This window comes from Streptomyces sp. NPDC048411 (assembly GCF_040704695.1).
Taxonomy (GTDB): Bacteria; Actinomycetota; Actinomycetes; order Streptomycetales; family Streptomycetaceae; genus Streptomyces.
The window spans coordinates 76,961-99,236 of record NZ_JBEZKL010000013.1 but is presented as its reverse complement, the minus strand read 5'-3'; the positions used below and the strand labels follow the sequence as shown (position 1 = coordinate 99,236).

Sequence of the window (22,276 nt, the reverse complement as noted above, 5' to 3'; positions counted from 1 at the left end):
CGGCGGGACTGGAGTTCCCACGGCTCCGGCCATCGCCGGCTCTTTCTCAAATGAGCGGAAGCCCCTGCCTCGCTTTGTGTCCCCGAACGAACATGTTGCCCGCCGGGTCCCTGCCCGGCGGGCACCGCTGCGTCCGTGTGGTCTCAGCCGGTCGGACCGCTGCTGGCCAGCGCGTCGGACAGCTCCTTCGCGACCTGTTGAAGGATCGGCACGATCCGTTCCGTCGCCGCCTCCGTCACCCGTCCCGCCGGGCCCGAGATCGAGATCGCGGCCGAGGTGGGGGAGTCGGGTACGGAGACCGCCAGGCAGCGGACCCCTATCTCCTGCTCGTTGTCGTCGACCGCATAGCCCGCCCGGCGGACCTGGTCGAGCGCGTCCAGGAAACCGTCCGGGGTGGTGATCGTCTTCTCGGTGGCGGCCGGCATTCCGGTGCGGGCCAGCAGCGCCCGTACCTCCTCCGGCGGAGTGTGTGCGAGCAGCGCCTTGCCCACCCCGGTGGAGTGGGGGAGCACCCGGCGGCCGACCTCGGTGAACATCCGCATCGAGTGCTTCGACGGCACCTGGGCGACGTAGACGATCTCGTCGCCGTCGAGCAGCGCCATGTTCGCGGTCTCGCCGGTCTCCTCGACGAGCCGCGCGAGATACGGGCGGGCCCAGGTCCCGAGCAGCCGCGACGCGGACTCGCCGAGCCGGATCAGGCGGGGGCCGAGGGCGTAGCGCCGGTTGGACTGCTGGCGTACGTAGCCGCAGATGACCAGGGTGCGCATCAGCCGGTGAATGGTGGGCAACGGGAGTCCGCTGCTTGCGGAGAGTTCGCTGAGCCCGACCTCGCCCCCGGCGTCGGCCATCCGTTCCAGCAGATCGAAGGCGCGCTCAAGTGACTGCACACCGCCGCTGGAACCGGCGGGTTTGGAGTCGGATGTGCTGGCGTGGGACGGCGGCACGTCAACGGTCCTTTCGAGGCGTAAGGGCAAGGCAGCAGCCTACCGGGAGGTTCCCCATCGGCCCACTGCTCCCGGTGCGGCGTCCCGGCCGGTCAGGGCCTGTTTGTCCGGGTGTCCGGGATCAGCCGGACCGTCATGCGATGCCGCACCTGGTCCATGCTACGTTCCGCCCTTCGAAATTGGTCTTTTACTTTGTGGAAATCTCCAGTCGGATGTGCGGAGTGGTCCGCCGGCTGTCCGGAGAGGAAGGTGGGGTCTTGACGGGCTGGAATCCCGAGTGAAGACTCCTTCAACAGTTCGTTGAAATTCTTCGGTGGCCGTGAGCCGCCGACCATCCGGAAGTGAGGAGCACGGGTGTCCGGTGCGGACGTGAACCTGGTACTGCGCTCGACGCGCGTCGTCACCCCCGAGGGGACGCGCCCCGCGGCGGTGGCCGTCGCCGGCGGCACGATCGACGCCGTCCTGCCGTACGACACCGAGGTGCCGGCCGGCGCCCGGCTCCAGGACTTCGGTGACGACGTCCTGCTGCCCGGCCTCGTCGACACCCATGTCCACGTGAACGACCCCGGCCGCACCGAATGGGAAGGCTTCTGGACAGCCACCCGCGCCGCCGCGGCCGGTGGGATCACCACGCTGCTCGACATGCCCCTCAACTCCCTCCCGCCGACCACCACCGTCGGCCATCTGCGTACCAAGCAGCAGGTGGCAGCCGCCAAGGCGCACATCGACACCGGCTTCTGGGGCGGCGCGGTCCCGTCCAACGTGAAGGATCTGCGGCCGCTGTACGAGGCCGGGGTCTTCGGCTTCAAGTGCTTCCTGTCGCCCTCCGGGGTCGAGGAGTTCCCGGAGCTGGACCAGGAACAGCTGGCCCGCTCCCTGGCCGAGATCGCCGGCTTCGACGGGCTGCTGATCGTGCACGCCGAGGACCCGCACCACCTGGCGGCCGCGCCGCAGCGCGGCGGACCCGCCTACGCCGACTTTCTCGCCTCCCGGCCGCGCGACGCCGAGAACACCGCCATCGAGAGCCTCATCGCGCACGCCAGGCGGCTGAACGCGCGCATCCATGTCCTGCACCTGTCGTCCAGCGACGCGCTGCCGCTGATCGCCGCCGCCAAGCGGGAGGGGGTACGCGTCACCGTCGAGTCCTGCCCGCACTTCCTCACGCTCACCGCAGAGGAAGTCCCGGACGGAGCGACGGAGTTCAAGTGCTGCCCGCCGATCCGGGAAGCCGCCAACCAGGATGCGCTCTGGGCCGGGCTCGCCGACGGCACGATCGACTGCATCGTCTCCGACCACTCGCCCTGCACCGCGGACCTCAAGACGCCGGACTTCGCCTCCGCCTGGGGCGGCATCTCCTCCCTCCAGCTCGGACTGCCCGCCATCTGGACCGAGGCGCGCCGGCGCGGCCACTCGCTCGACGACGTGGTCCGCTGGATGTCCGCCGCCCCCGCCGAGCTGGCCGGACTGACCCGTAAGGGCGCCATCGAGGCCGGGCGCGACGCCGACTTCGCGGTCCTCGCCCCCGACGAGACCTTCACCGTCGACCCCGTCGAGCTCTTTCACCGCAACCAGGTCACCGCCTACGCCGGCAGGACCCTGCACGGTGTCGTGAAGTCGACCTGGCTGCGCGGGCAGCGGATCGCAGCCGACGGCGTCCTCACCGAGCCCACCGGCCGCCTCCTCGAAAGGAACCACTGACCATGACGGCGACAGCGCACTTCACCGGTGACGCCGACCCGTACGGAGGCGGCGACCCGTATGCCGACTACCGCACCGCCGACTTCCCCTTCACCCACCTCGTCGATCTCGCCGACCGGCGGCTCGGCGCGGGTGTGATCGCAGCCAACGACGAGTTCTTCGCCGAGCGCGAGAACCTGCTGAAGCCGGAGCCTGCAGAGTTCGACCCGGAGCACTTCGGGCACAAGGGCAAGATCATGGACGGCTGGGAGACCCGCCGCCGCCGCGGCGTCAGCGCCGCGCAGCCGCACCCCTCGGACGAGGACCACGACTGGGCGCTGGTACGGCTCGGCGCGCCCGGCGTCGTACGCGGCATCGTCGTCGACACCGCCCACTTCCGCGGCAACTACCCGCAGGCCGTCTCCGTCGAAGCGGCCTCCGTGCCCGGCTCCCCGTCCCCCGAGGAACTCCTCGCACCGGACGTGACATGGACAACCCTCATATCCCGTACGGCCGTCGGCGGCCACGCGGCCAACGGCTTCGCGGTCGACGCCGGCCGGCGCGTCACCCATCTGCGGGTCAACCAGCACCCCGACGGCGGAATCGCCCGCCTCCGGGTCTACGGAGAGGTCGCCCCCGACCCCGCCTGGCTGGCCGCCCTCGCCACCTTCGACCTCGCCGCGCTGGAGAACGGCGGCCAGGTCGAGGACGCCTCCGACCGCTTCTACTCCCCGGCCACCAACACCATCCGGCCCGGTCGCTCCCGCACGATGGACGACGGCTGGGAGACCCGACGCCGCCGCGACAAGGGCAACGACTGGATCCGCTACCGGCTCGCCGAGCAGGCGGAGATCCGGGCCGTCGAGATCGACACCGCCTGCCTCAAGGGCAACTCGGCGGGCTGGGCGAGCCTTTCGGTGCGGGACGGGAGCAGCGGTGACTGGGCGGAAGTCCTGCCGCGGACCCGGCTGCAGCCCGACACGAACCACCGCTTCGTCCTCCCGGAGGCCGTGCGTGCCACGCACGTGCGGATCGACATCTTCCCGGACGGCGGTATCTCACGGCTGCGGCTGTTCGGCTCGCTGACGGAGGAGGGGGCCGCACGACTGGCCGCCCGCCACCCCGAACTGGGCGGCTGACGAGGACGGGCGGCCCCGCCACCCCTCGCGGGCGGCGGCGCCTGTCACTCCTTCGGACGTGGCGGCTCCCGCCACCCCCTCGGGTGCGCCCGATGCGTCTGCATTCAGGGCTTATGGGACGCTGAGTGCGTCGCACATCCCGAGCAGGAGTTGTCATGATCTTCATCGCCGTCAAGTTCACCGTCCACAGCGAAGAGCGCGACAACTGGCTGCCCGCCGTCGAGCCCTTTACCCTCGCCACCCGTCAGGAGCCGGGCAACGTGTTCTTCGAATGGTCGTACAGCGTCGAGAACCCGGACCAGTTCGTGCTCCTGGAGGCCTTCGCGTCCCCCGAGGCCGGAGAGGCGCATGTAAAGTCCGAGCACTTCGCGGCGGCGATGGACCGGATGGCGGACCTCGTCGCGGTGACCCCGGAGATCATCAATGTCGAGGTCCCGGGCGACGGCTGGTCCCGGATGACGGAGCTCAGGCCCAGCCGTCAGTAGTCCGTGAATCCTGGCGGTTCAGAACTCCTCGTGGACATCCGGATCTCCGCCGTACCGCCGCCGCGGACCGGCGGAGATCCTTTCCAGTTCGTCCGCCGTCAGCTCGAAGCCGAAGATCTCCAGATTCTGGCGCTGCCGCCCCGGATCGGCGGACTTCGGGATCGGGACCGCCCCCAGCTGGGTGTGCCAGCGCAGCGCGGCCTGACCGGGCGTCACCCCGCGTGCCGCGGCGACGGCGACGAGCCCGGGGTCCGTCAGGAGATAGCGGCCGCGGCCCAGCGGGCTCCAGCTCTCGGTCACGATGCCCTTGGCCGCGTGCACGGCCCGCAGCTCCTCCTGCGGGAAACGCGGATGCATCTCGATCTGGTTCACGGCGGGCAGCACTCCGGTCTCCTGCTCCAGCCGGTCGAGCTGGGACGCGGTGAAGTTGGAGACGCCGATCGAGCGCACCAGCCCGTCCTTGCGGAGCTGGATCATCGCCTTCCAGGTGTCGACGTACAGATCCACCCGGGGCAGGGGCCAGTGGATGAGATACAGATCCACGTAGTCGAGCCCGAGGTTGCGCCGGGACTCGTCGAACGACGCCAGGGTCCGCTCGTAACCCTGATGCCTGCCCGGAACCTTGGTGGTGACGACGATCTCCTCGCGCGCCACACCGCTGCGGGCGATCCCGCGTCCGGTGCCGGTCTCGTTGCGGTAATTGAGTGCGGTGTCGACGAGCCGGTATCCCAGGCCCAGCGCTCCGGCCACGGCCTCCTCCGCCGCGTCGTCCTTCATCGGCCAGGTGCCGAGTCCGACGGCGGGGAGGGTGCGGCCGTCGTTGAGGGGGTGAACCGGGGTCTCGGTCATGATCTCCCTTGTCGTTCGAAACCGTCCTGGCCAGGGTAGGGCGGGCAGAGGCACGGGACACGGAGGGCACGGCCGGGCGGAGTACGGGTCAGGCCGCGTGGCCGCCGTCCACCACCACCTCCGTACCGGTGATGTACGCCGCTTCGTCACTGGCCAAGTAGGAGATCAGGGAGGCCACTTCGGCCGTCGAACCGAAGCGGTCCAGGGCGGTGCCGGCGCGCTGCCCGGCGGCGTACTGGCCGTCGGCCGGGTTCAGGTCCGTGTCGATCGGGCCGGGCTGGACCAGGTTCACCGTGATGGAGCGCGGGCCGAGCTCATGGGCGAGCGGTTTGGTGAGACCGGCGAGCGCCGACTTGCTCATCGCATAGAGCGTGGCCGCGGCTGCCGCCGGTGACGAGTGCGGTCCTGGTGTCGGTGCTGGTCATGATGGATTCCTTGTCGGTCGGGGCTGCTGTTTCGACAAGGACAAGGAAAGTCCGTTCGCCGCGCGGTGACCGGCGGGAAACGGACGCCTACGCGGCGCACGGCCTCCGCCGGGTGGACCGATGACGGTGAAACAGGTGTTCCCGGTGCCGTGGACCTCCCGGTACCGTGATCGTTCCGCGGGCGAGCCGGTGCGGTCTCCCCGTGGTTCCCACTGTGATGCATCACGAGAACCACGAGTGCCAGGAGAAACCAGGTGTCCGCGATCGCCCTGCCCGCCCTCGCACCACCGCGCCGGGCCTGGCTCAGCGATCTGCCCGTGCTGCTCGTCGCGGTCGTCTGGGGCACCAGCTATCTCGCCGCCAAGGGCATCACGACCACGCAGACCGTCATCGCGGTCCTCGTCCTGCGATTCGTCATCGTGCTGCCCGTGCTGGCCGCTACGGGGTGGCGCAGGCTGCGGGCGCTCAGCGCGGCGCGGTGGCGCGGCGCGGGGCTGCTGGGGCTGGTCCTCAGCGGGATCTTCCTCGTGGAGACGTACGGCGTCGTGCACACCTCGGCGACCAACGCCGGCCTCATCATCAGCCTCACCATGATCTTCACACCGCTCGCCGAGGCCGCGGTGACCCGGGTCCGGCCGTCCAGGGCCTTTCTCGCCGCCGCCGCGCTGTCCGTCGCCGGTGTGGTGCTGCTGACCCAGGGCGGCGGTTTCACCAGCCCCTCGGTGGGCGATCTGCTGATGCTGGTGGCCGCACTCGCCCGTACCCTCCACGTGCTGCTGATGGCCCGCATCAAGTCCGTCCAGGACGCCGACTCGCTGTCGCTCACCACCGTGCAGCTCGGCAGCGCGGTCGCCGTCTTCGCCCTGCTCGCCGCCGTGCCCGGTACCGGGGCGTCGCCGTGGGCGGTGGCCTCGGAGTTCGGTGTCCGGGAGTGGGGCGGGCTGCTCTTCCTCTCCGTCTTCTGCACGCTCTTCGCGTTCTTCGTGCAGATGTGGTCGGTGCGCCGCACCTCGCCGTCCCGGGTCAGCCTGCTGCTCGGTACGGAACCGCTGTGGGCCGCTGCCGCGGGCATCGCCATCGGAGGAGAACGGCTCGGCGTCCTGGGCGTGGTGGGCGCGGGGCTCGTCCTCGCCGGGACGGGCTGGGGGCGTCGCGCCGCCTCCGCGCCCTGAGCCGGGCGGGGGAGGCCGTTACTCCTTGAGCCGGTCCGCCGCCACCATCACCGCGGCGCCCGTCACCACCAGCACGATGTTGACGAAGACCGGGTGGCCACCGAGGAACTCCAGTCGCCGCACCACCGCCCAGAGCCGGAACCAGCCCGTCCATTCGTGCAGCAGCCCGGCGACGCCCTGGATGAACACGATGAAGCCGGCCGACTCGCAGAGTTTCTTCATAGGGAGAGCCTCGCGGGACCGTTCCGGCCGCGACGTCGGCCGCCGGTCTGCGACACGGCGCCGAAAGTATCCGGTCCGGCGACTTTGGTGGCTTCCCGCTCCCGCACGGCCGGTACGAGCCCGTCAATTGAGTAGTTTTGTCGATATGACGCGCACGGAGTACCGCTGGCTGCTGCCCTCGGCCATGGCCGATCCCGAGCTGCCCGGCGACCACGGCCGCCGGGCGCGCCGCACACTACGGGACTGGGTCGTCGACATCACGGCCTTCCTCTGTGCGGCCGGCATCGGCCTGCTCGCGGCCGCCGCGATCGACGCCGACCACACCACCCCCCGCGGTGTCGTCCTCGCCGACTCGCTGATCGGCGCCGCGGCCTGCTGCGCGCTGTGGACGCGGCGCCGGTGGCCGGTCGGACTCGCCGTGGCCCTGACGTTGCTCGCCACCGTCGAACCGGTCGCCGGCGGGGCGATGCTTGTCGCGCTGTTCAGCGTGGCGGTGCACCGGCCGTTCAAACCGGTGGCCGCCGTCGGTGCGCTGGCCCTGGCCGTCGCCCCCGTACAGCCGTATCTGCGCCCCGACCCGAACACCTCGTTCGTCGGCTCCACGATCATCGGTGTGCTGCTGGTCCTGCTGGTGCTGAGCTGCGGCATGGTCGTGCGGTCCCGGCGCCAGCTCGTCGTCACCCTGCGCGAGCGCGCACACCGGGCCGAGACCGAGGCCGAGCTGCGCGCCGAGCAGGCGCAGCGGCTGGCCCGCGAGGCCATCGCCCGCGAGATGCATGACGTCCTCGCCCACCGCCTCACCCTCCTCAGCGTCCACGCGGGCGCCCTCGAATTCCGCCCCGACGCGCCCCCCGCCGAGGTCGGCCGGGCCGCCGGGGTCATCCGGGACAGCGCGCACGAGGCGCTCCAGGACCTCCGCGAGATCATCGGCGTCCTCCGCAGCCCCGGCGACAACGGGGACGGCAACCGGCCGCAGCCCACCCTCGCCACCCTCGACGCGCTGATCGCCGAGTCCCGTCTCGCCGGCATGAAGATCACCCTCGACAATCGCATCGCCGACCCGGCCGCCGCCCCCGCCGCCACCGGCCGCACCGTCTACCGCATCGCGCAGGAGGGCCTGACCAACGCCCGCAAACACGCCCCCGGAGCCGAGGTCACCGTCACCGTCACCGGGGGTCCGGGTGACGGACTCACCATCGAGGTGCGCAACCCGGCGCCCGTCGAACCGTTCGAGCGGGTCCCCGGCTCCGGCCAGGGCCTCATCGGTCTGACCGAGCGCGCCACCCTCGCCGGGGGCCGCCTCGACCACGGGCCCGAACCCGACGGCGGATTCGGGATCCGGGCCTGGCTACCGTGGACCTCATGACCACGCCCCTGGAACCTCCGGCCCAGCCCGTGCGGCTGCTCATCGTCGACGACGATCCGCTTGTGCGGGCCGGGCTGACGTTCATGCTGGGCGGCGCCGCCGACATCGTCATCGTGGGGGAGGGAGCGGACGGCTCCGAGGTCGCGGGCCTCGTCGACCGGCTCCGCCCCGACGTGGTGCTGATGGACATCAGAATGCCGACCGTGGACGGACTGGCCGCGACCGAGGCGCTGCGCAGCCGCCCCGACGCCCCGGAGGTCGTCGTCCTCACCACCTTCCATGCCGATGAGCAGGTGCTGCGGGCCATCCGCGCCGGCGCCGCAGGATTTGTCCTGAAGGACACGCCGCCCGCGCAGATCGTCGACTCGGTGCGCCGGGTCGCGGCCGGTGACCCCGTGCTGTCGCCCGCCGTCACCCGGCAGCTGATGGACCGGGCCGCGGGCGTCGCAGCGCGGACCGGCGCCGACGGCCGCGCGGGCCGGGCCGAGCAGGCACGCCGGAGGATCGCCGGTCTCGCCGAGCGGGAGCGCGCGGTCGCGGTCGCCGTCGGGCGCGGCCGTTCCAACGCGGAGATCGCCGCGAGCCTCTATCTCAGCGTGGCCACCGTGAAAACGAACGTGTCACGCATTCTCGCGAAGCTCGACTTCAACAACCGTGTCCAGATCGCGCTGTTGGTGCACGACGCGGGGCTGCTCGACGAGGAGGACGACGGGCCGGGCCACGTACGCTGAGACGGTTCGATCCGAGGCGATCGAACCGAACCGGCCGGGAGGGGCTGAACCGTGTCCGCAGTCGACATCGATCTTCGCGGGGTACATGACTTCACCGCGAATCCCTATCCGACGTACGCGAAGCTGCGCTCCGAGGGACCGGTGCACACCATCCGCACCGATGACGCCGAGCGGATCTGGCTGATCGTCGGGTACGAGGAGGGCCGAGCGGCCCTCGCCGACCAACGGCTCAGCAAGGACTGGCGGACCTCGGACCTCTGGACCGGTGACGGCGATCCGATCAACGCCAACATGCTGGAGATGGACGCGCCGCACCACACCCGGCTGCGCAAACTCGTCGCCCGCGAGTTCACCTCCCGCAGGATCGAGTCGCTGCGGCCACGGGTCCAGCAGATCACCGACGAACTGCTCGACGCGATGGTGCCCGCCGGCCGCGGCGACCTCGTCGACGCGCTCGCCTTCCCGCTGCCGATGACCGTCATCTGCGAGCTGATCGGCGTGCCGGACCTGGACCGCGACCGGTTCCGCCTGCTGTCGAACGGCATCGTCGCCCCGACGTCCGCGGACACCGGAGGCGAAGCGGTCCGCGCGATGGGGGCCTATCTCGTGGAGCTCATCGAGGACAAGCGGTGCGCGCCCGGCGACGACCTGATGAGCGCGCTGATCAGGGTGCGGGACGAGGAGGGTGACGGACTGTCGCACGACGAACTCGTCGGCATGGCCTTTCTGCTGCTCGTCGCCGGACATGAGACCACCGTCAATCTGATCTCCAACGGGGTACGGGCCCTGCTTGCCCACCCCGGACAACTCGCCGCACTCCGTGCGGACCTCGGTCTGATCGACGGCGCGGTCGAGGAGATGCTCCGGTACGACGGACCGGTGGAGACCACCACCTTCCGCTTCGCCCGGGAGCCGGTCGAGATCGGAAACCGGACCATTCCGGCGGGCGAGGCGGTCCTGGTCGCCCTGGCCGGTGGCGACCGCGACCCCGCTCGCTACCCGGACCCGGACCAGTTCGACATCCGCCGCGACGCCCAGGGCCACCTGGCCTTCGGCCACGGCATGCACTTCTGCATGGGGGCGCCTCTGGCCCGGATGGAGGGCCGGATCGCGATCCGTACGCTGCTGGAGCGGTGCCCGGATCTCGCACTCGACCCGGCCGGTGCGGAGCTGGACTGGCTGCCCGGGATGCTGATCCGAGGGGTCCGGCATCTGCCGGTGCGCTGGTGAGGTAAGAAGGTGCGTCATGAGCGGACTTGACATACAGATGGCGCAGAAGGTCCTCGACAGCCAGCCGTTCAGCGGGCTCGTCGGGGCACGGATCACCGCCTTCGGGGACGGCGCCGCCACCCTCGAAGTGGACATCCGGCAGGAACTCCAGCAGCAGAACGGCTTTGTGCACGGCGGCGTCCTGTCGTACGCCGCCGACAACTCGATCACCTTCGCCGCCGGAACGACCCTCGGGCCGGCCGTACTGACCGGTGGCTTCTCGATCCAGTACATCCGTCCGGCGACCGGTCGCACCCTGATCGCCCGCGCCACAGTCGTGCACACCGGCCGTCGCCAGGCGGTGGTCCGCTGCGATCTGTTCGCCGCGGCGGACGACGGTGCACAAGCCCTGTGCGCGGTCGCCCAGGGAACCGTGCTCGCCGCCGAGGCGCGCTGAAGGTTCCCTCCTGGATCAGTCGAGCGACCGAGGCGACCGAAGCCGCCGATGTCGTCGGTCTCGCCGCGCTCGGTGACCACACAGGCCTGCCGATACGGGGCCGCGAGCGGCTGCCGGTCGCCCGTAGCGGGGGCCGCACCGTCAGTCGGTGCGGATCTCCGCCATCGCCACCGGCCGGTGCTCGCGCCGGGACAGCTCGCACGCCTCCGCGATCCGCAGCGCGTGCAGAGCCTCCCGGCCGTCGCACGGGTTGGCCGCCTCGCCCCGCACCACCTGGACGAACGCGTCGAGTTCCGCCTCGTACGCCGCGGCGAACCGCTCCAGGAACCCGGGCCACGGCTTGGCCGGGGCGGCGGGTCCCTGGGGTTCCACCGACGTCAGCGGCGTACGGTCGTCCAGACCGACCGCGACCTGGTCGAGCTCGCCCGCCAGCTCCATCCGTACGTCGTACCCGGCGCCGTTGCACCGGGTCGCCGTCGCCGTCGCCAGTGAGGAGTCGTCGAGGGTCAGCAGCGCCGCCGCTGTGTCGACGTCGCCCGCCGCCCGGAACATCGCGGGACCGGCATCCGAACCGGTGGCGTACACCTCCACCACCTCGCGGCCCGTCACCCACCGCAGGATGTCGAAGTCGTGGACCAGACAGTCCCGGAACAGGCCGCCGGAGTGCGGCAGGTACGCGGCGGGCGGCGGCGCCGGATCGGACGTCATGGCCCGTACGGTGTGGAGCCTGCCCAGCGCCCCGCTCCGCACGGCGGTGCGCGCCGCACCGTACCCGGCGTCGAAGCGGCGCATGAAGCCCAGTTGGAGCACGCTCCCGGCCCGCTCGACCTCCTGCAGAGCGCCCAGCGTCCCCGCCAGATCCAGTGCGATGGGCTTCTCGCAGAACGCCGGCAGGCCCGCCCGTGCGGCCAGTCCGATCAGCTCCGCATGGGCCGAGGTGGCCGAGGCGATCACGACGGCGTCCACCCCCGCGCCCAGCACCTCGGCCACGGACCCGACGGCTGTGGCGTGGCCGATGCGGTCCGCGATCCCGGCCGCCCGCGCCCCGTCGATGTCCGTCACCACCAGGGTGTCCACCTCGGGGTGGCGGGCCAGCGCGCCCGCATGGAAGGAACCGATCCGGCCGGTGCCGATGAGTCCGATACGCATGGACCCAACGTGCCGCCCACCAGCTGCGCTGTCAACTATATGTCCTGACATACCGGGGTGTGTTCGATGCCTCGAGCCGCGGCGCTCGCACCGCACGGCTCCGGCACCACAGCGGTTTCACGGGCGGAGCTACGCGATGAGGCGCGGGCACCTGGATTGTCCGGACAACAGGACGACCTGACTACCGGTGTTCCGGACGTGACAGCTACTCTCCTGCCGTGTCCAAACCCACCGCCGACCCCGCCGCCCTCGAACTCGGCGTGGACCGCAGCAGCCCGGTCCCGCTCTACTACCAGCTGGCCCAGCAGCTGGAGGCGGCCATCGAGAAGGGCCGGCTCGCCCCCGGCAGTCTTCTCGGCAACGAGATCGAGCTCGCGGCCCGGCTCGGCCTGTCCCGCCCCACCGTCCGCCAGGCCATCCAGTCGCTCGTCGACAAGGGGCTGATGGTTCGTCGCCGCGGGGTGGGCACCCAGGTCGTCCACAGCCAGGTCCGGCGTCCGCTCGAACTGAGCAGCCTGTACGACGACCTGGAGGCGGCCGGGCAGCACCCCACCACCTGCGTCCTGCGCAACACGGTGGAGCCCGCCCCCGCCGCGACCGCCGCCGCCCTCGGCGTCCCGGAAGGCACCGAGGTCCATCTCGTCGAACGGCTGCGGTCCGCGCACGGCGAACCGATGGCCCTGCTCCGCAACCACCTGCCGGCCGACCTCGTCGACCTGTCCACCGAACGACTGGAGGCCACCGGCCTCTACCGGATGCTGCGGGCCGCCGGAGTCACTCTGCACAGCGCCCGCCAGACCGTCGGCGCCCGCCTCGCCACGGCCGAGGAGGCGGCACAGCTCGCCGAACCCGAGGGCGCGCCGCTGCTGACCATGGAACGCACCACGTACGACGACACCGGGCGGCCGGTCGAATTCGGCTCGCACCTCTACCGGGCGTCGCGCTACGCCTTCGATTTCCAGCTGCTTGTCCGCTGACGCCCGCATATCGGCCCGTTGACGGGGTTCCCGCTCCTCGCTACAACTCCCGAAGCCGCACTCGGGCGGCCGGGAGAGAAGGCGGACCCACCATGCGTACTCCTCGCAAGGCAGCACCCCTGATCGCCATCTGCACCATCAGCCTCGCCGTCACCGTCGTCGTCGCCGGATGCAGCAGCTCCGGCGGCAAGAGCTCCGAGGACAGGTCCGGCAGCGGCAGCGGGCAGGGAGCCAAGGGCGTCTCCACACCCCGGATGAAGATCGCGATGATCACGCACTCGGGGGAGGGCGACACGTTCTGGGACATCGTCCAGAGCGGTGCGAAGCAGGCGGCGGCCAAGGACAACGTCGAGTTCCTGTACTCCGCGAACAAGGAGGGCAAGGAGCAGGCCCAGCTCGTCCAGGCCGCCATCGACCAGAAGGTCGACGGGATCGTCGTCACCCTCGCCAAACCGGAAGCCGTGGCGGACGTCGTCGCCAAGGCCGCGAAGGCAGGCATCCCCGTCGTCACCATCAACTCGGGTGCGCAGTTCTCCAAGGGCGTCGGCGCGATCGGCCATATCGGGCAGGACGAGAAGGTCGCCGGCGAGGCCGTCGGTGAGGAGCTCAACAAGCGGGGCCGCAAGAAGGCCCTCTGCGTCATCCACGAACAGGGCAATGTGTCGCTGGAGGAGCGCTGTGCCGGGGTGAAGAAGACCTTCAAGGGGAGCGTCGAGAACCTCAGCATCGAAGGCACCAACATGCCCGCCTCCACGTCCTCCATCGAGGCGAAGCTCCAGGCCGACCACGGCATCGACACGGTCGTCAGTCTCGGCGCGCCGTTCGCCGCCGCCTCCGTCAAGGCCAAGGAGGGCTCCGGCTCCGCGGCCGAGGTCGACACGTTCGATCTCAACGCCGAGGTCGTCAAGCGGCTGAAGGCCTCCGAGGTCGGCTTCGCCGTCGACCAGCAGCCCTACCTCCAGGGCTATCTCGCCGTCGACGAACTGTGGCTCGACAGGACGAACGGAAACGTCATCGGCGGCGGAAAGCCCGTGCTCACCGGCCCGGCGATCGTCACCGCCGCCGACGTGCCGCAGCTGGAGAAGTACACCGCGCGCGGTACCCGGTGACCCGCGTGCGGACCGCCGTGGCCACTCCGTGCCGGCACACACGGCCCGCCCCTGCCGGACGGCGCCGAGTCGGGCTCGGGGATACTTGGGCAGCCGGACCGGGTGAAAACACCCCCGGTCGGCACCAAGCAGCACAGCGAGCAGCACAAGAAGGGCACCACGTCGTGGCAAGGGTTCGGACAGGGGTACGTGCGATGGGCGCCGTGCTTGCGGCGGTGCTCGGGGCCTCCCTCGTGGGATGCAGCAGCACCGGTGGCAAGCGGGCGGAGGAGCGCGCGGCCCAGGCTGCTGCCGAAGGCCGGTCCGCGGTGAACACGCCCCGCTGGACCTTTGCCATGGTCACCCACTCCGGCGATGGCGACACCTTCTGGGACATCGTCCAGAACGGTGCGAAGCAGGCGGCCGTCAAGGACAACATCAAGTTCCTGTACTCGCACAACGACGAGGCGCAGCAGCAGGCCCAGCTCGTCCAGGCCGCCATCGACCAGAAGGTCGACGGGCTGATCGTCACGCTCGCCAAGCCCGACGCGTTGAAGGACGTCGTCGCCAAGGCGACCCGGGCCGGGATCCCGGTGATCACGGTGAACTCGGGCTCCGCGGAGTCCAAGGCGTTCGGCGCGCTCACTCACGTCGGCCAGGACGAGTCCATCGCGGGAGAGGCCGTCGGTGACGAGCTCAACGCACGCGGCCGCAAGAAGGCCCTGTGCATCCTGCACGAGCAGGGCAACGTCGGGCACGAGCAGCGCTGCGCCGGGGCGAAGAAGACCTTCGACGGGCAGATGCAGAACCTGTACGTCGAGGGCACCAACATGCCCGACGTCCAGGCGTCCATCGAGGCGAAGCTCCAGGCAGACAAGAGCATCGACGCGGTCGTCACCCTCGGTGCGCCGTTCGCCGACGCCGCTGTGAAGGCGAAGCAGACCGCGGGCTCCACGGCCGAGATCGACACCTTCGACCTGAACGCCAAGGTCGCCGCCGGACTTCAGGACAAGACCCTGGGCTTCGCCGTGGACCAGCAGCCTTACCTCCAGGGGTACGAGGCCGTCGACCTGCTCTGGCTCTACCGCTACAACCGCAATGCGCTCGGCGGCGGCCGCCCCGTCCTCACCGGCCCGCAGATCATCACCTCGAAGGACGCCGCCGAGCTGGCGGAGTACACGAAGCGGGGGACCCGATGACCACGACGGAGCAACCACCCGCCCTGTCCGGGGCTGACGAGCGGCTGCTGCGCACCTCACCGCTGCGCAGGCTCCTGGGCCGCCCCGAACTCGGATCGGTCGTCGGCGCCGCGGCCGTCTTCCTCTTCTTCTCGATCGTCGCCGACAGCTTCCTGCGCGCGTCCAGCCTGGGCACGGTGCTGTATGCGGCGTCCACCATCGGGATCATGGCGGCGCCGGTCGCCCTGTTGATGATCGGCGGCGAGTTCGACCTCTCCGCCGGTGTGCTGGTCACCAGCTCCGCGCTGGTCTCGTCGATGTTCAGCTATCAGATGACGGCCAACGTCTGGGTCGGCGTCTTCGTGTCGCTGCTGGTGACCCTGGCCATCGGCGCGTTCAACGGGCTCATGCTGACCCGCACCAAACTGCCGAGCTTCATCATCACGCTCGGCACGTTCCTGATGCTCACCGGTCTCAACCTCGGCTTCACCAAGCTGATCAGCGGCACCGTGTCGACGAAGTCCATCGGCGACATGGAGGGCTTCGGCTCGGCCCGCAAGGTCTTCGCCTCGGAGTGGACCGTCGGCGGGGTCGAGTTCAAGGTGACCATTCTGTGGTGGGCGGCGCTCGTGGCGATCGCCACCGTGATCCTGCTCCGTACCCGCTTCGGGAACTGGATCTTCGCGGTCGGCGGCGAGGCCGACGCGGCCCGCGCGGTCGGCGTCCCGGTGATCCGTACCAAGGTCGGGCTGTACCTCGGGGTCGCCTTCGCCGCCTGGGTCTCCGGGCAGCATCTGCTGTTCTCGTACGACGTGGTGCAGTCCGGTGAGGGCGTCGGCAACGAGCTGACGTACATCATTGCGGCCGTCATCGGCGGCTGCCTGATCACCGGAGGTTACGGCTCCGCCATCGGCTCGGCGGTTGGCGCGTTCATCTTCGGTATGACCAGCAAGGGCATCGTCTACGCGGAGTGGAACCCGGACTGGTTCAAGTTCTTCCTCGGAGCCATGCTGCTCCTGGCCACCCTGCTCAACGCATGGGTACGCAAGCGCGCGGAGGCGACGACATGACGACCCCGGCCCCCCCGGCGCTGATCGAGCTGGACCACGTCAGCAAGTTCTACGGCAACATCAAGGCGCTCCAGGATGTCTCGCTGGTGGTCCACGCGGGCGAGATCTCCTGCGTACTGGGCGACAACGGCGCGGGCAAGTCCACCCTCATCAAGATCATCGCGGGCCTGCACCGGCACGACGCCGGCACGTTTCTCATCGACGGTGAGGAGACCACGCTCGCCAATCCGCGCGACGCCCTCGACCGGGGCATCGCCACGGTCTACCAGGACCTGGCCGTCGTCCCGCTGATGCCCGTCTGGCGGAACTTCTTCCTCGGCTCCGAGCCGACGAAGGGTGTCGGCCCGTTCAAGACGCTCGACGTCCGGCAGATGCGCGAGACCACCCGCTCCGAACTGCTGCGCATGGGCATCGACCTGCGCGACGTCGACCAGCCGATCGGCACCCTGTCCGGCGGCGAGCGCCAGTGCGTCGCCATCGCCCGCGCCGTCTACTTCGGTGCCAAGGTGCTCGTGCTGGACGAGCCCACCGCGGCGCTCGGCGTCAAGCAGTCCGGGGTGGTGCTCAAGTACGTCGCGGCCGCCCGGGACGCCGGACTCGGCGTGGTTCTCATCACGCACAACCCGCACCATGCGTATCTGGTCGGTGACCGTTTCGTGCTGCTCAAGCGAGGTGCCATGTCCGGCAGCCACGCCAAGGACGGCATCACGCTGGACGAGCTGACCCGCCAGATGGCGGGCGGCAGCGAGCTCGACGAGCTCAGCCACGAGCTGCGGCGGGCCACGTCACCGGGGCGCCCGGACACCGACGACACCCCTTAGGGGTGTCCGGCAGATCATGGCCGGGGGATGTCCGGCGGGTCACGGCCGGGATCGACCCTGATCCGCCGGACACCCCCGGGGCGGGTCGCCACCGGGGCGCCGCGGACCCGGTCCGCCCGCCCGGCGCCCCGGCAGTGGCAGAATCGAGTCTGACGGGCGCCGTCCGTCGCCGGGAGCACCACCACCCGGCCCCCCCCAGACCGCGCAGGGACGATGAGCACGTACCGCGACTTCACACACCGCGGCTCCGCCCGCGCCACCGTCCTGCGGACCGTCGGCACCCGTGAGCGGCGCTCGCACCTCACCGCGCCCCGGGTGCCCACCGTCGGCATCGACATCGGGGGTACGAAGGTGATGGCCGGCGTCGTCGACGCCGACGGCAACATCCTGGAGCAGCTGCGCACCGAGACGCCCGACAAGTCCAAGAGCCCCAAGGTCGTCGAGGACACCATCGTCGAGCTGGTCCTCGATCTCTCCGACCGGCACGATGTGCACGCCGTCGGTATCGGCGCGGCGGGCTGGGTCGACGCGGACCGCTCCAGGGTGCTGTTCGCCCCGCACCTCGCCTGGCGCGACGAACCCCTCAGGGACGCACTGGCCTCCCGCCTCGTCGTCCCCGTCATGGTCGACAACGACGCGAACACCGCCGCCTGGGCGGAATGGCGCTTCGGCGCCGGGCGCGGCGAGGACCATCTGGTCATGATCACGCTCGGCACCGGCATCGGCGGCGCGATCCTGGAGGACGGTCAGGTCAAGCGCGGCAAGTACGGCGTCGCCGGTGAGTTCGGCCACATGCAGGTGGTGCCCGGCGGGCACCGCTGCCCCTGCGGGAACCGCGGCTGCTGGGAGCAGTACAGCTCCGGCAACGCCCTGGTCCGCGAGGCCCGGGAGCTGGCCGCCGCGGACTCCCCGGTCGCCCACGGCATCATCGAGCGCGTCAAGGGGAACATCCCCGAGATCACCGGGCCGCTCATCACCGAACTGGCCCGGGAGGGCGATGCGATGTGCATCGAGCTCCTCCAGGACATCGGCCAGTGGCTCGGCGTCGGCATCGCCAATCTGGCTGCCGCGCTCGACCCCTCCTGCTTCGTCATCGGCGGCGGTGTGAGCGCCGCGGACGATCTGCTGATCGGCCCCGCCAGGGACGCCTTCAAACGCCATCTCACCGGCCGCGGCTACCGTCCCGAGGCCCGGATCGCCAAGGCGCAGCTCGGCCCGGAGGCAGGCATGGTCGGCGCCGCCGACCTGGCCCGGCTGGTCGCGCGGAGGTTCCGCCGTACCAACCGCCGTCGCGTCGAGCGGTACGAGCGGTATGCGCAGATCTACGACCAGGCCGCGAGCACCATCCGCTCCACGCGCAACACCCGCACCTCCTAGGGATTCCCCGAACATGACCACAGCCGAGCACCCCGTTGTGCCGCGCCAGTCCTCGCCGCCCGGCGAGGACGGCGGCAGGCCCCCGCAGGACCGGCGCCGGACGATCCGCCGGCGCCTGATCACGGCGACCATCATCGTGCTGTTGATCGGCGTCCCGGCCGGCTATCTGCTGATCTCCGCGGAGCAGAGCCGCAGCTCCGGTCAGGACAAGGCGGCCGAGGCCGCCGCACAGGGGATGCGCGAGGGCTGGCCGTCCCGGACGCAGCGCAGGATCTTCGAACTGCCGATTCCCGGCAACGCCCAGGACGTCCAGTACTACGAGACCAACAACTGGAAGGCCAGCCGGATGTACGTGCAGTTCCGCACGTCGTCCGCCGGGCTCGACCGTTTCCTGAGCCATCTCGGCAGCGGTCGCGCCGCCCTGCAGGACGGCGAGGTCACCGTCGGCGCCCGCGACGCCGAGATCGCCGGCTGGTCCTTCGGCCCCGGCACCGACTGGGCGGGCACCACGCACACCAACAAGGACCCCCGTCCCACCCAGAACATCACCGTCGACATGACCGATCCGGCGTTCCCCGTCGTATATGTCGTGTCCGCGGCCACGCCCTGACCGGAGGTCCGCAGGGCGCTCTCAGCCCTCGAACGCCTGGTGCTGGAGGACGATTTCACGCTTGAGGATCTTGCCCGTGGCTCCCTTGGGGAGCCCGTTGGCGAACGTGACGATCCGTGGGTATTTGTAGGCAGCCACCCGCTGTTTGACGTAGTCGCGCAGCTGATCGGCAGTGGTCCGTGCACCGTCCCGGAGTGTTACCACGGCGGCTACCTCCTCCCCGTGCATCTGGTGTGGCACGCCGACCACTGCCGCCTCGGCGACGGCAGGGTGTTCGTAGAGCACCTCCTCGATCTCGCGCGGGTAGACGTTGTACCCGCCGCGGATGATGAGGTCTTTCTTCCGGTCGACGATGAAGTAGTAGCCGTCCTCGTCGACTCGGGCGAGATCACCGCTGTGGAACCACCCGTCCCGGATGGCTTCCGTGGTCGCACCGGGACGGTTCCAGTAGCCCTTCATGATGTTCTCGCCGCGGATCGTGATCTCACCGACTTCGCCCGGTCCGGCCGTGGTGCCGTCGTCCGCTACGAGCCTCAGTTCGACCCCGCGGATGGGCAGCCCGATCGAGCCGGCCTTGCGTGGCCGGTCCGGAGGATTGAATGAGGCGACCGGAGAAGTCTCCGAGAGTCCGTAGCCCTCCAGCACGGTGACGCCGAATTTCCGCTCGAAGCCGTGGAGGACTTCGACCGGCAAGGAAGCGCCGCCGGAAACGGCCAGATGCAGCCGTGAGAGGTCGTAGCCGTCGGGGATCCCGGCGTGGAGCAGGGCTGTGTACATCGTGGGGACGCCCAGAAAGACGGTGGCCCCATCCCGGTGAATGATCTCCAGCGCCTTCGTCGGCTCGAATCGTGGCAGCAAACTCAGGGTGGCGCCCGCAGCGACAGCTGTGTTGAGGGCGCAGGTCTGCCCGAACGCGTGGAAGAGTGGCAGGCCGCCGAAGAGTACGTCGTTCGGCCCGACGTGGAGCAGCGTCTCGACCGTGGTGACCGCGTTGGTCATCAGGTTGCGGTGGGTCAGTTCGGCGCCCTTCGGGGTCCCTGTTGTTCCCGAGGTGTAGAGGATCACGGCGGTGTCGTCCTCTGCCCGGTCGACGATCTCGGGCATCGGTTCGGTGGCCTGCAGCAGGATATTGAATGCCGCTGGGTCCGTGACCAGGCATAGGGCTCCGACCTCTGCGGCAGCCGTCGCGACCTCGTCCGCGAACAGCGGGAACGTCACCACGAGGCGGGATCCGGAATCCCGGAGGGTGAATTCTATTTCACGGGCTTTCAACAGCGGATTCATCGGTACCACTACGGCGCCTGCACGGAGGATGCCGTAGTACGCGATGGGGAAGTAGGTGACGTTGGGCATGACCAACGCCACGCGATCGCCCGGCCGGATGCCCTTGGCCTGCAACAGGGTGGCGACCCGGGCGCTGGCATCGTTCAGTTGGGCGTAGGTGAGGACGATCTCGTCCTGGCGAATGGCGATGCGGCCGCCATCGGCCGAGGTGGATTCCGCCAGGAGTGAGGCGAGGTTGTTCATTCGGCTTCCCCTTCGATCGGAGCTGGTTGCGGTCACCCATGGCTGCGGGAGCCGCAGAGGCCGGCCCGGCGCAGGGCCGGCGCCGCACGTTGATCACGCTCGTCATGATGGCCTCACTCGGATCGTGCATCCGTCCGGTCCCCATCGTGTGCGGCTTTTCCCTGGCTGGGGGACCGGAAATCGCGTGCACGACCCTTTTCCTTTCCGCGCGGAGGAATCCTGTGGATGTGAACCGGACCATTCCGCCCGGGGCTATCGATCTGCATAGGAGTCCGTGCCACTTTTCCAGGGGCTGGTCAACGGTTGGAGTATTTGCCATGGTGTCCTCCGCAGGATTTCCGGTCGGCCGGGACGCCGAATCCGGGAGGCGAGCTCCATCGGAGTGGTGCAACGCTAGGTCACGGCCTGGCGCATCGCTTTACTTGACGGGACACCTTACTTACCATTTGGGGACAGAGCCTTGGAGTGCGCCCTTGAAGCCACTGGTCCGCAACGCAGCGCTGAACAGCTACGTCGAGCTCAGCCAGTCCCTCGGTATCGACCCGCGGGCGCTGATGAAGAGCGTGGGTCTGGACCCCGTGGGTCTCGCGGTCCAGGACAGATGGATCTCTGGCGTGGCCGTGACTCAGCTGCTTGAACTCTCGGCGGTGGCCTCGCACCGCGAGGACTTCGGCCTGCTCCTCGCTGAGCGCCGACGCTTCGCCAATCTCGGCCCCATCAGCTTGGTCATCCGTGAGGAGCCCGATGTCCGCAGCGCACTCGGGCTACTTATGCGACATGACTACATGTACAACGAAATGCTCCGTAGTCGACTCTCCGAGGCAAGCGGCCTGGCCACCCTCAAGGTGGGCCTGGGGTTGGGTGAGGCAATGGAAACCCGGCAGGCCACGGAGCTCGCCGTGGGCGCCTTCCATGGAGTTCTCCGCACTTTCCTCGGTGCCCGGTGGCAGCCGGTCTCCGTGTGTTTCACGCACAGCGCTCCCAAAGATCTCGGTACCCACCGGCACATCTTCGGCCCGGTAGTGGAATTCGACCGGGAATTCACCGGGATCGTTTTCTGCACAAGCGATCTCAACACTCCCAATCCGATGTCGGACCCGCTGCTCCGGAACTACGCGCGACAGTATTTCGAGTCCATCGCAGTTTCCAGGGACACGACCGTACTGGACCGTGTGCGCGAGTTGATCGAAGTCCTGCTGCCGAGCGGGCGCTGTTCGATCGAGCAGGTCGCATCCAGCCTCGGCGTCGACCGGAGAACCGTCCACCGACACCTGGCAGGTTCGGGCGAGACGTTCTCCTCCCTCCTCAACGCGACGCGTACCGAGCTCGCGGAGCAGCTCGTGGCGAACCCGCGCCGCTCGTTGACGGAGATCTCCGGGCTGCTGGGATTCTCCGGACCGAGCGGCTTCTCACGCTGGTTCCGTGAGCAGTTCGGCAGCAGCCCGAGGGAGTGGCGCATCGGGAGGGTCAGGCAGCAGCACTCCGGCGAGGAGTGATCACCGGCGATCAAGAGCCGGAGGTCGGAGCGCCCGCCGCCTCGCCCTGGGCCTTCCTGGGCTGAGGCGACGCCGACGGAGGCAAAGCCTGTCCCCAAGTGATAAGTCAGTTGTCACCCAGGGGCAAGCGTGGCGCGTAACCGGCCCTTAACGTTGCATTACCGCAGGGGACACCGAGCCCCACAAGGACGAGCAGGACCCTGCTGCAGCCGCGTGCTCCCTCCGGGGACTCGCTGATCGTATCTGAGCCGCCCAGCGGGCCCGGGAGCCCGGTCAGCGAGCGCACTCCGCGCCTCGCCAAGCCGTT

21 protein-coding genes and 1 pseudogene are annotated in these 22,276 nt (G+C 69.9%); 16 read left to right on the top strand and 6 right to left on the bottom strand.

Translation table 11 applies throughout. From position 1 onward, the window contains the following. Positions 1-143: 143 nt before the first annotated feature. Positions 144-944 carry an IclR family transcriptional regulator gene (locus AB0915_RS07940; RefSeq protein ID WP_366690248.1) on the bottom strand — a complete coding sequence of 267 codons (801 nt, stop codon included), beginning with the start codon at positions 942-944 and terminating at the stop codon, positions 144-146. A gap of 354 nt (positions 945-1,298) precedes the next feature. Between AB0915_RS07940 and allB the strand changes: the two genes are divergently transcribed. The 3 genes from allB (at position 1,299) to AB0915_RS07925 (ending at position 4,245) form a co-directional block, all read left to right on the top strand. Then, positions 1,299-2,642 (top strand): allantoinase AllB, encoded by a 1,344-nt coding sequence (gene allB / locus AB0915_RS07935; RefSeq protein WP_366690247.1) that lies wholly within the window; start codon positions 1,299-1,301, stop codon positions 2,640-2,642. Between the two features lie 2 nt (positions 2,643-2,644). Next, complete coding sequence (gene alc / locus AB0915_RS07930) at positions 2,645-3,760, top strand: allantoicase (RefSeq protein WP_366690246.1); 1,116 nt, start codon at positions 2,645-2,647, stop codon at positions 3,758-3,760. A 155-nt stretch (positions 3,761-3,915) separates the two neighbouring features. Further along, a complete protein-coding gene (locus AB0915_RS07925) occupies positions 3,916-4,245 on the top strand; it encodes a putative quinol monooxygenase (RefSeq protein WP_366690245.1) in 330 nt (109 codons plus the stop codon). Positions 4,246-4,263: 18 nt separating this feature from the next. On the opposite strand, the gene AB0915_RS07920 is transcribed toward AB0915_RS07925, so the two are convergent. Together AB0915_RS07920 and AB0915_RS07915 are read right to left on the bottom strand one after the other, a co-directional pair. Further along, on the bottom strand, positions 4,264-5,094 hold the full coding sequence (locus AB0915_RS07920) for an aldo/keto reductase (RefSeq protein WP_366690244.1): 831 nt from the start codon (positions 5,092-5,094) through the stop codon (positions 4,264-4,266). A gap of 88 nt (positions 5,095-5,182) precedes the next feature. Continuing rightward, positions 5,183-5,470 (bottom strand): annotated as a pseudogene (locus tag AB0915_RS07915) (SDR family oxidoreductase); the annotation flags it as partial. Positions 5,471-5,773: 303 nt separating this feature from the next. On the opposite strand from AB0915_RS07915, the gene AB0915_RS07910 reads away from it, so the two are divergent. Further along, complete coding sequence (locus tag AB0915_RS07910) at positions 5,774-6,691, top strand: DMT family transporter (RefSeq protein ID WP_366690243.1); 918 nt, start codon at positions 5,774-5,776, stop codon at positions 6,689-6,691. An 18-nt stretch (positions 6,692-6,709) separates the two neighbouring features. On the opposite strand, the gene AB0915_RS07905 is transcribed toward AB0915_RS07910, so the two are convergent. Continuing rightward, a complete protein-coding gene (locus AB0915_RS07905; RefSeq protein WP_366690242.1) occupies positions 6,710-6,913 on the bottom strand; it encodes a hypothetical protein in 204 nt (67 codons plus the stop codon). 145 nt (positions 6,914-7,058) lie between these two features. Here AB0915_RS07905 and AB0915_RS07900 point away from each other — a divergent pair, with 145 nt between their 5' ends. Genes AB0915_RS07900 through AB0915_RS07885 form a run of 4 tightly spaced genes read left to right on the top strand, consistent with a single transcriptional unit; the run spans position 7,059 to position 10,676 of the window. Continuing rightward, the gene (locus AB0915_RS07900; RefSeq protein WP_366690241.1) at positions 7,059-8,279 is read left to right on the top strand and encodes a histidine kinase; all 1,221 of its coding nucleotides are present in this window, start codon (positions 7,059-7,061) and stop codon (positions 8,277-8,279) included. Then, positions 8,276-9,010: a response regulator transcription factor gene (locus AB0915_RS07895; protein ID WP_366690240.1), complete on the top strand. Its 735-nt coding sequence runs from the start codon at positions 8,276-8,278 to the stop codon at positions 9,008-9,010. The genes AB0915_RS07900 and AB0915_RS07895 overlap by 4 nt, the downstream gene beginning before the upstream one ends. A gap of 51 nt (positions 9,011-9,061) precedes the next feature. Further along, the gene (locus AB0915_RS07890; RefSeq protein WP_366690239.1) at positions 9,062-10,240 is read left to right on the top strand and encodes a cytochrome P450; all 1,179 of its coding nucleotides are present in this window, start codon (positions 9,062-9,064) and stop codon (positions 10,238-10,240) included. A 16-nt stretch (positions 10,241-10,256) separates the two neighbouring features. Continuing rightward, entirely contained in the window at positions 10,257-10,676 is a 420-nt protein-coding gene (locus AB0915_RS07885) for a PaaI family thioesterase (protein ID WP_366690238.1), read from the top strand. Between the two features lie 141 nt (positions 10,677-10,817). Here the strand turns inward: AB0915_RS07885 and AB0915_RS07880 are convergent, their stop codons facing one another. After that, the gene (locus AB0915_RS07880; RefSeq protein ID WP_366690237.1) at positions 10,818-11,825 is read right to left on the bottom strand and encodes a Gfo/Idh/MocA family oxidoreductase; all 1,008 of its coding nucleotides are present in this window, start codon (positions 11,823-11,825) and stop codon (positions 10,818-10,820) included. A 218-nt stretch (positions 11,826-12,043) separates the two neighbouring features. Between AB0915_RS07880 and AB0915_RS07875 the strand changes: the two genes are divergently transcribed. From AB0915_RS07875 to AB0915_RS07845, 7 genes are all read left to right on the top strand, one after another. Further along, positions 12,044-12,802: a GntR family transcriptional regulator gene (locus tag AB0915_RS07875; RefSeq protein ID WP_366690236.1), complete on the top strand. Its 759-nt coding sequence runs from the start codon at positions 12,044-12,046 to the stop codon at positions 12,800-12,802. Positions 12,803-12,894: 92 nt separating this feature from the next. Further along, positions 12,895-13,911: a substrate-binding domain-containing protein gene (locus tag AB0915_RS07870; RefSeq protein ID WP_366690235.1), complete on the top strand. Its 1,017-nt coding sequence runs from the start codon at positions 12,895-12,897 to the stop codon at positions 13,909-13,911. Positions 13,912-14,105: 194 nt separating this feature from the next. Continuing rightward, positions 14,106-15,089 carry a sugar ABC transporter substrate-binding protein gene (locus AB0915_RS07865; RefSeq protein WP_366690234.1) on the top strand — a complete coding sequence of 328 codons (984 nt, stop codon included), beginning with the start codon at positions 14,106-14,108 and terminating at the stop codon, positions 15,087-15,089. After that, a complete protein-coding gene (locus AB0915_RS07860; RefSeq protein ID WP_366690233.1) occupies positions 15,086-16,138 on the top strand; it encodes an ABC transporter permease in 1,053 nt (350 codons plus the stop codon). The genes AB0915_RS07865 and AB0915_RS07860 overlap by 4 nt, the downstream gene beginning before the upstream one ends. Next, positions 16,105-16,959 (top strand): ATP-binding cassette domain-containing protein, encoded by an 855-nt coding sequence (locus AB0915_RS07855; RefSeq protein ID WP_366690232.1) that lies wholly within the window; start codon positions 16,105-16,107, stop codon positions 16,957-16,959. Before AB0915_RS07860 ends, AB0915_RS07855 begins: the two co-directional genes overlap by 34 nt. A gap of 213 nt (positions 16,960-17,172) precedes the next feature. Continuing rightward, positions 17,173-18,336: an ROK family glucokinase gene (locus tag AB0915_RS07850; RefSeq protein WP_366690231.1), complete on the top strand. Its 1,164-nt coding sequence runs from the start codon at positions 17,173-17,175 to the stop codon at positions 18,334-18,336. Positions 18,337-18,349: 13 nt separating this feature from the next. Further along, a complete protein-coding gene (locus AB0915_RS07845; protein ID WP_366690230.1) occupies positions 18,350-18,946 on the top strand; it encodes a hypothetical protein in 597 nt (198 codons plus the stop codon). Between the two features lie 21 nt (positions 18,947-18,967). On the opposite strand, the gene AB0915_RS07840 is transcribed toward AB0915_RS07845, so the two are convergent. Continuing rightward, complete coding sequence (locus AB0915_RS07840) at positions 18,968-20,473, bottom strand: long-chain fatty acid--CoA ligase (protein WP_366690229.1); 1,506 nt, start codon at positions 20,471-20,473, stop codon at positions 18,968-18,970. 473 nt (positions 20,474-20,946) lie between these two features. Here AB0915_RS07840 and AB0915_RS07835 point away from each other — a divergent pair, with 473 nt between their 5' ends. Beyond that, entirely contained in the window at positions 20,947-21,969 is a 1,023-nt protein-coding gene (locus AB0915_RS07835; RefSeq protein ID WP_366690228.1) for an AraC family transcriptional regulator, read from the top strand. The last annotated feature ends 307 nt before the right edge of the window (positions 21,970-22,276 follow it).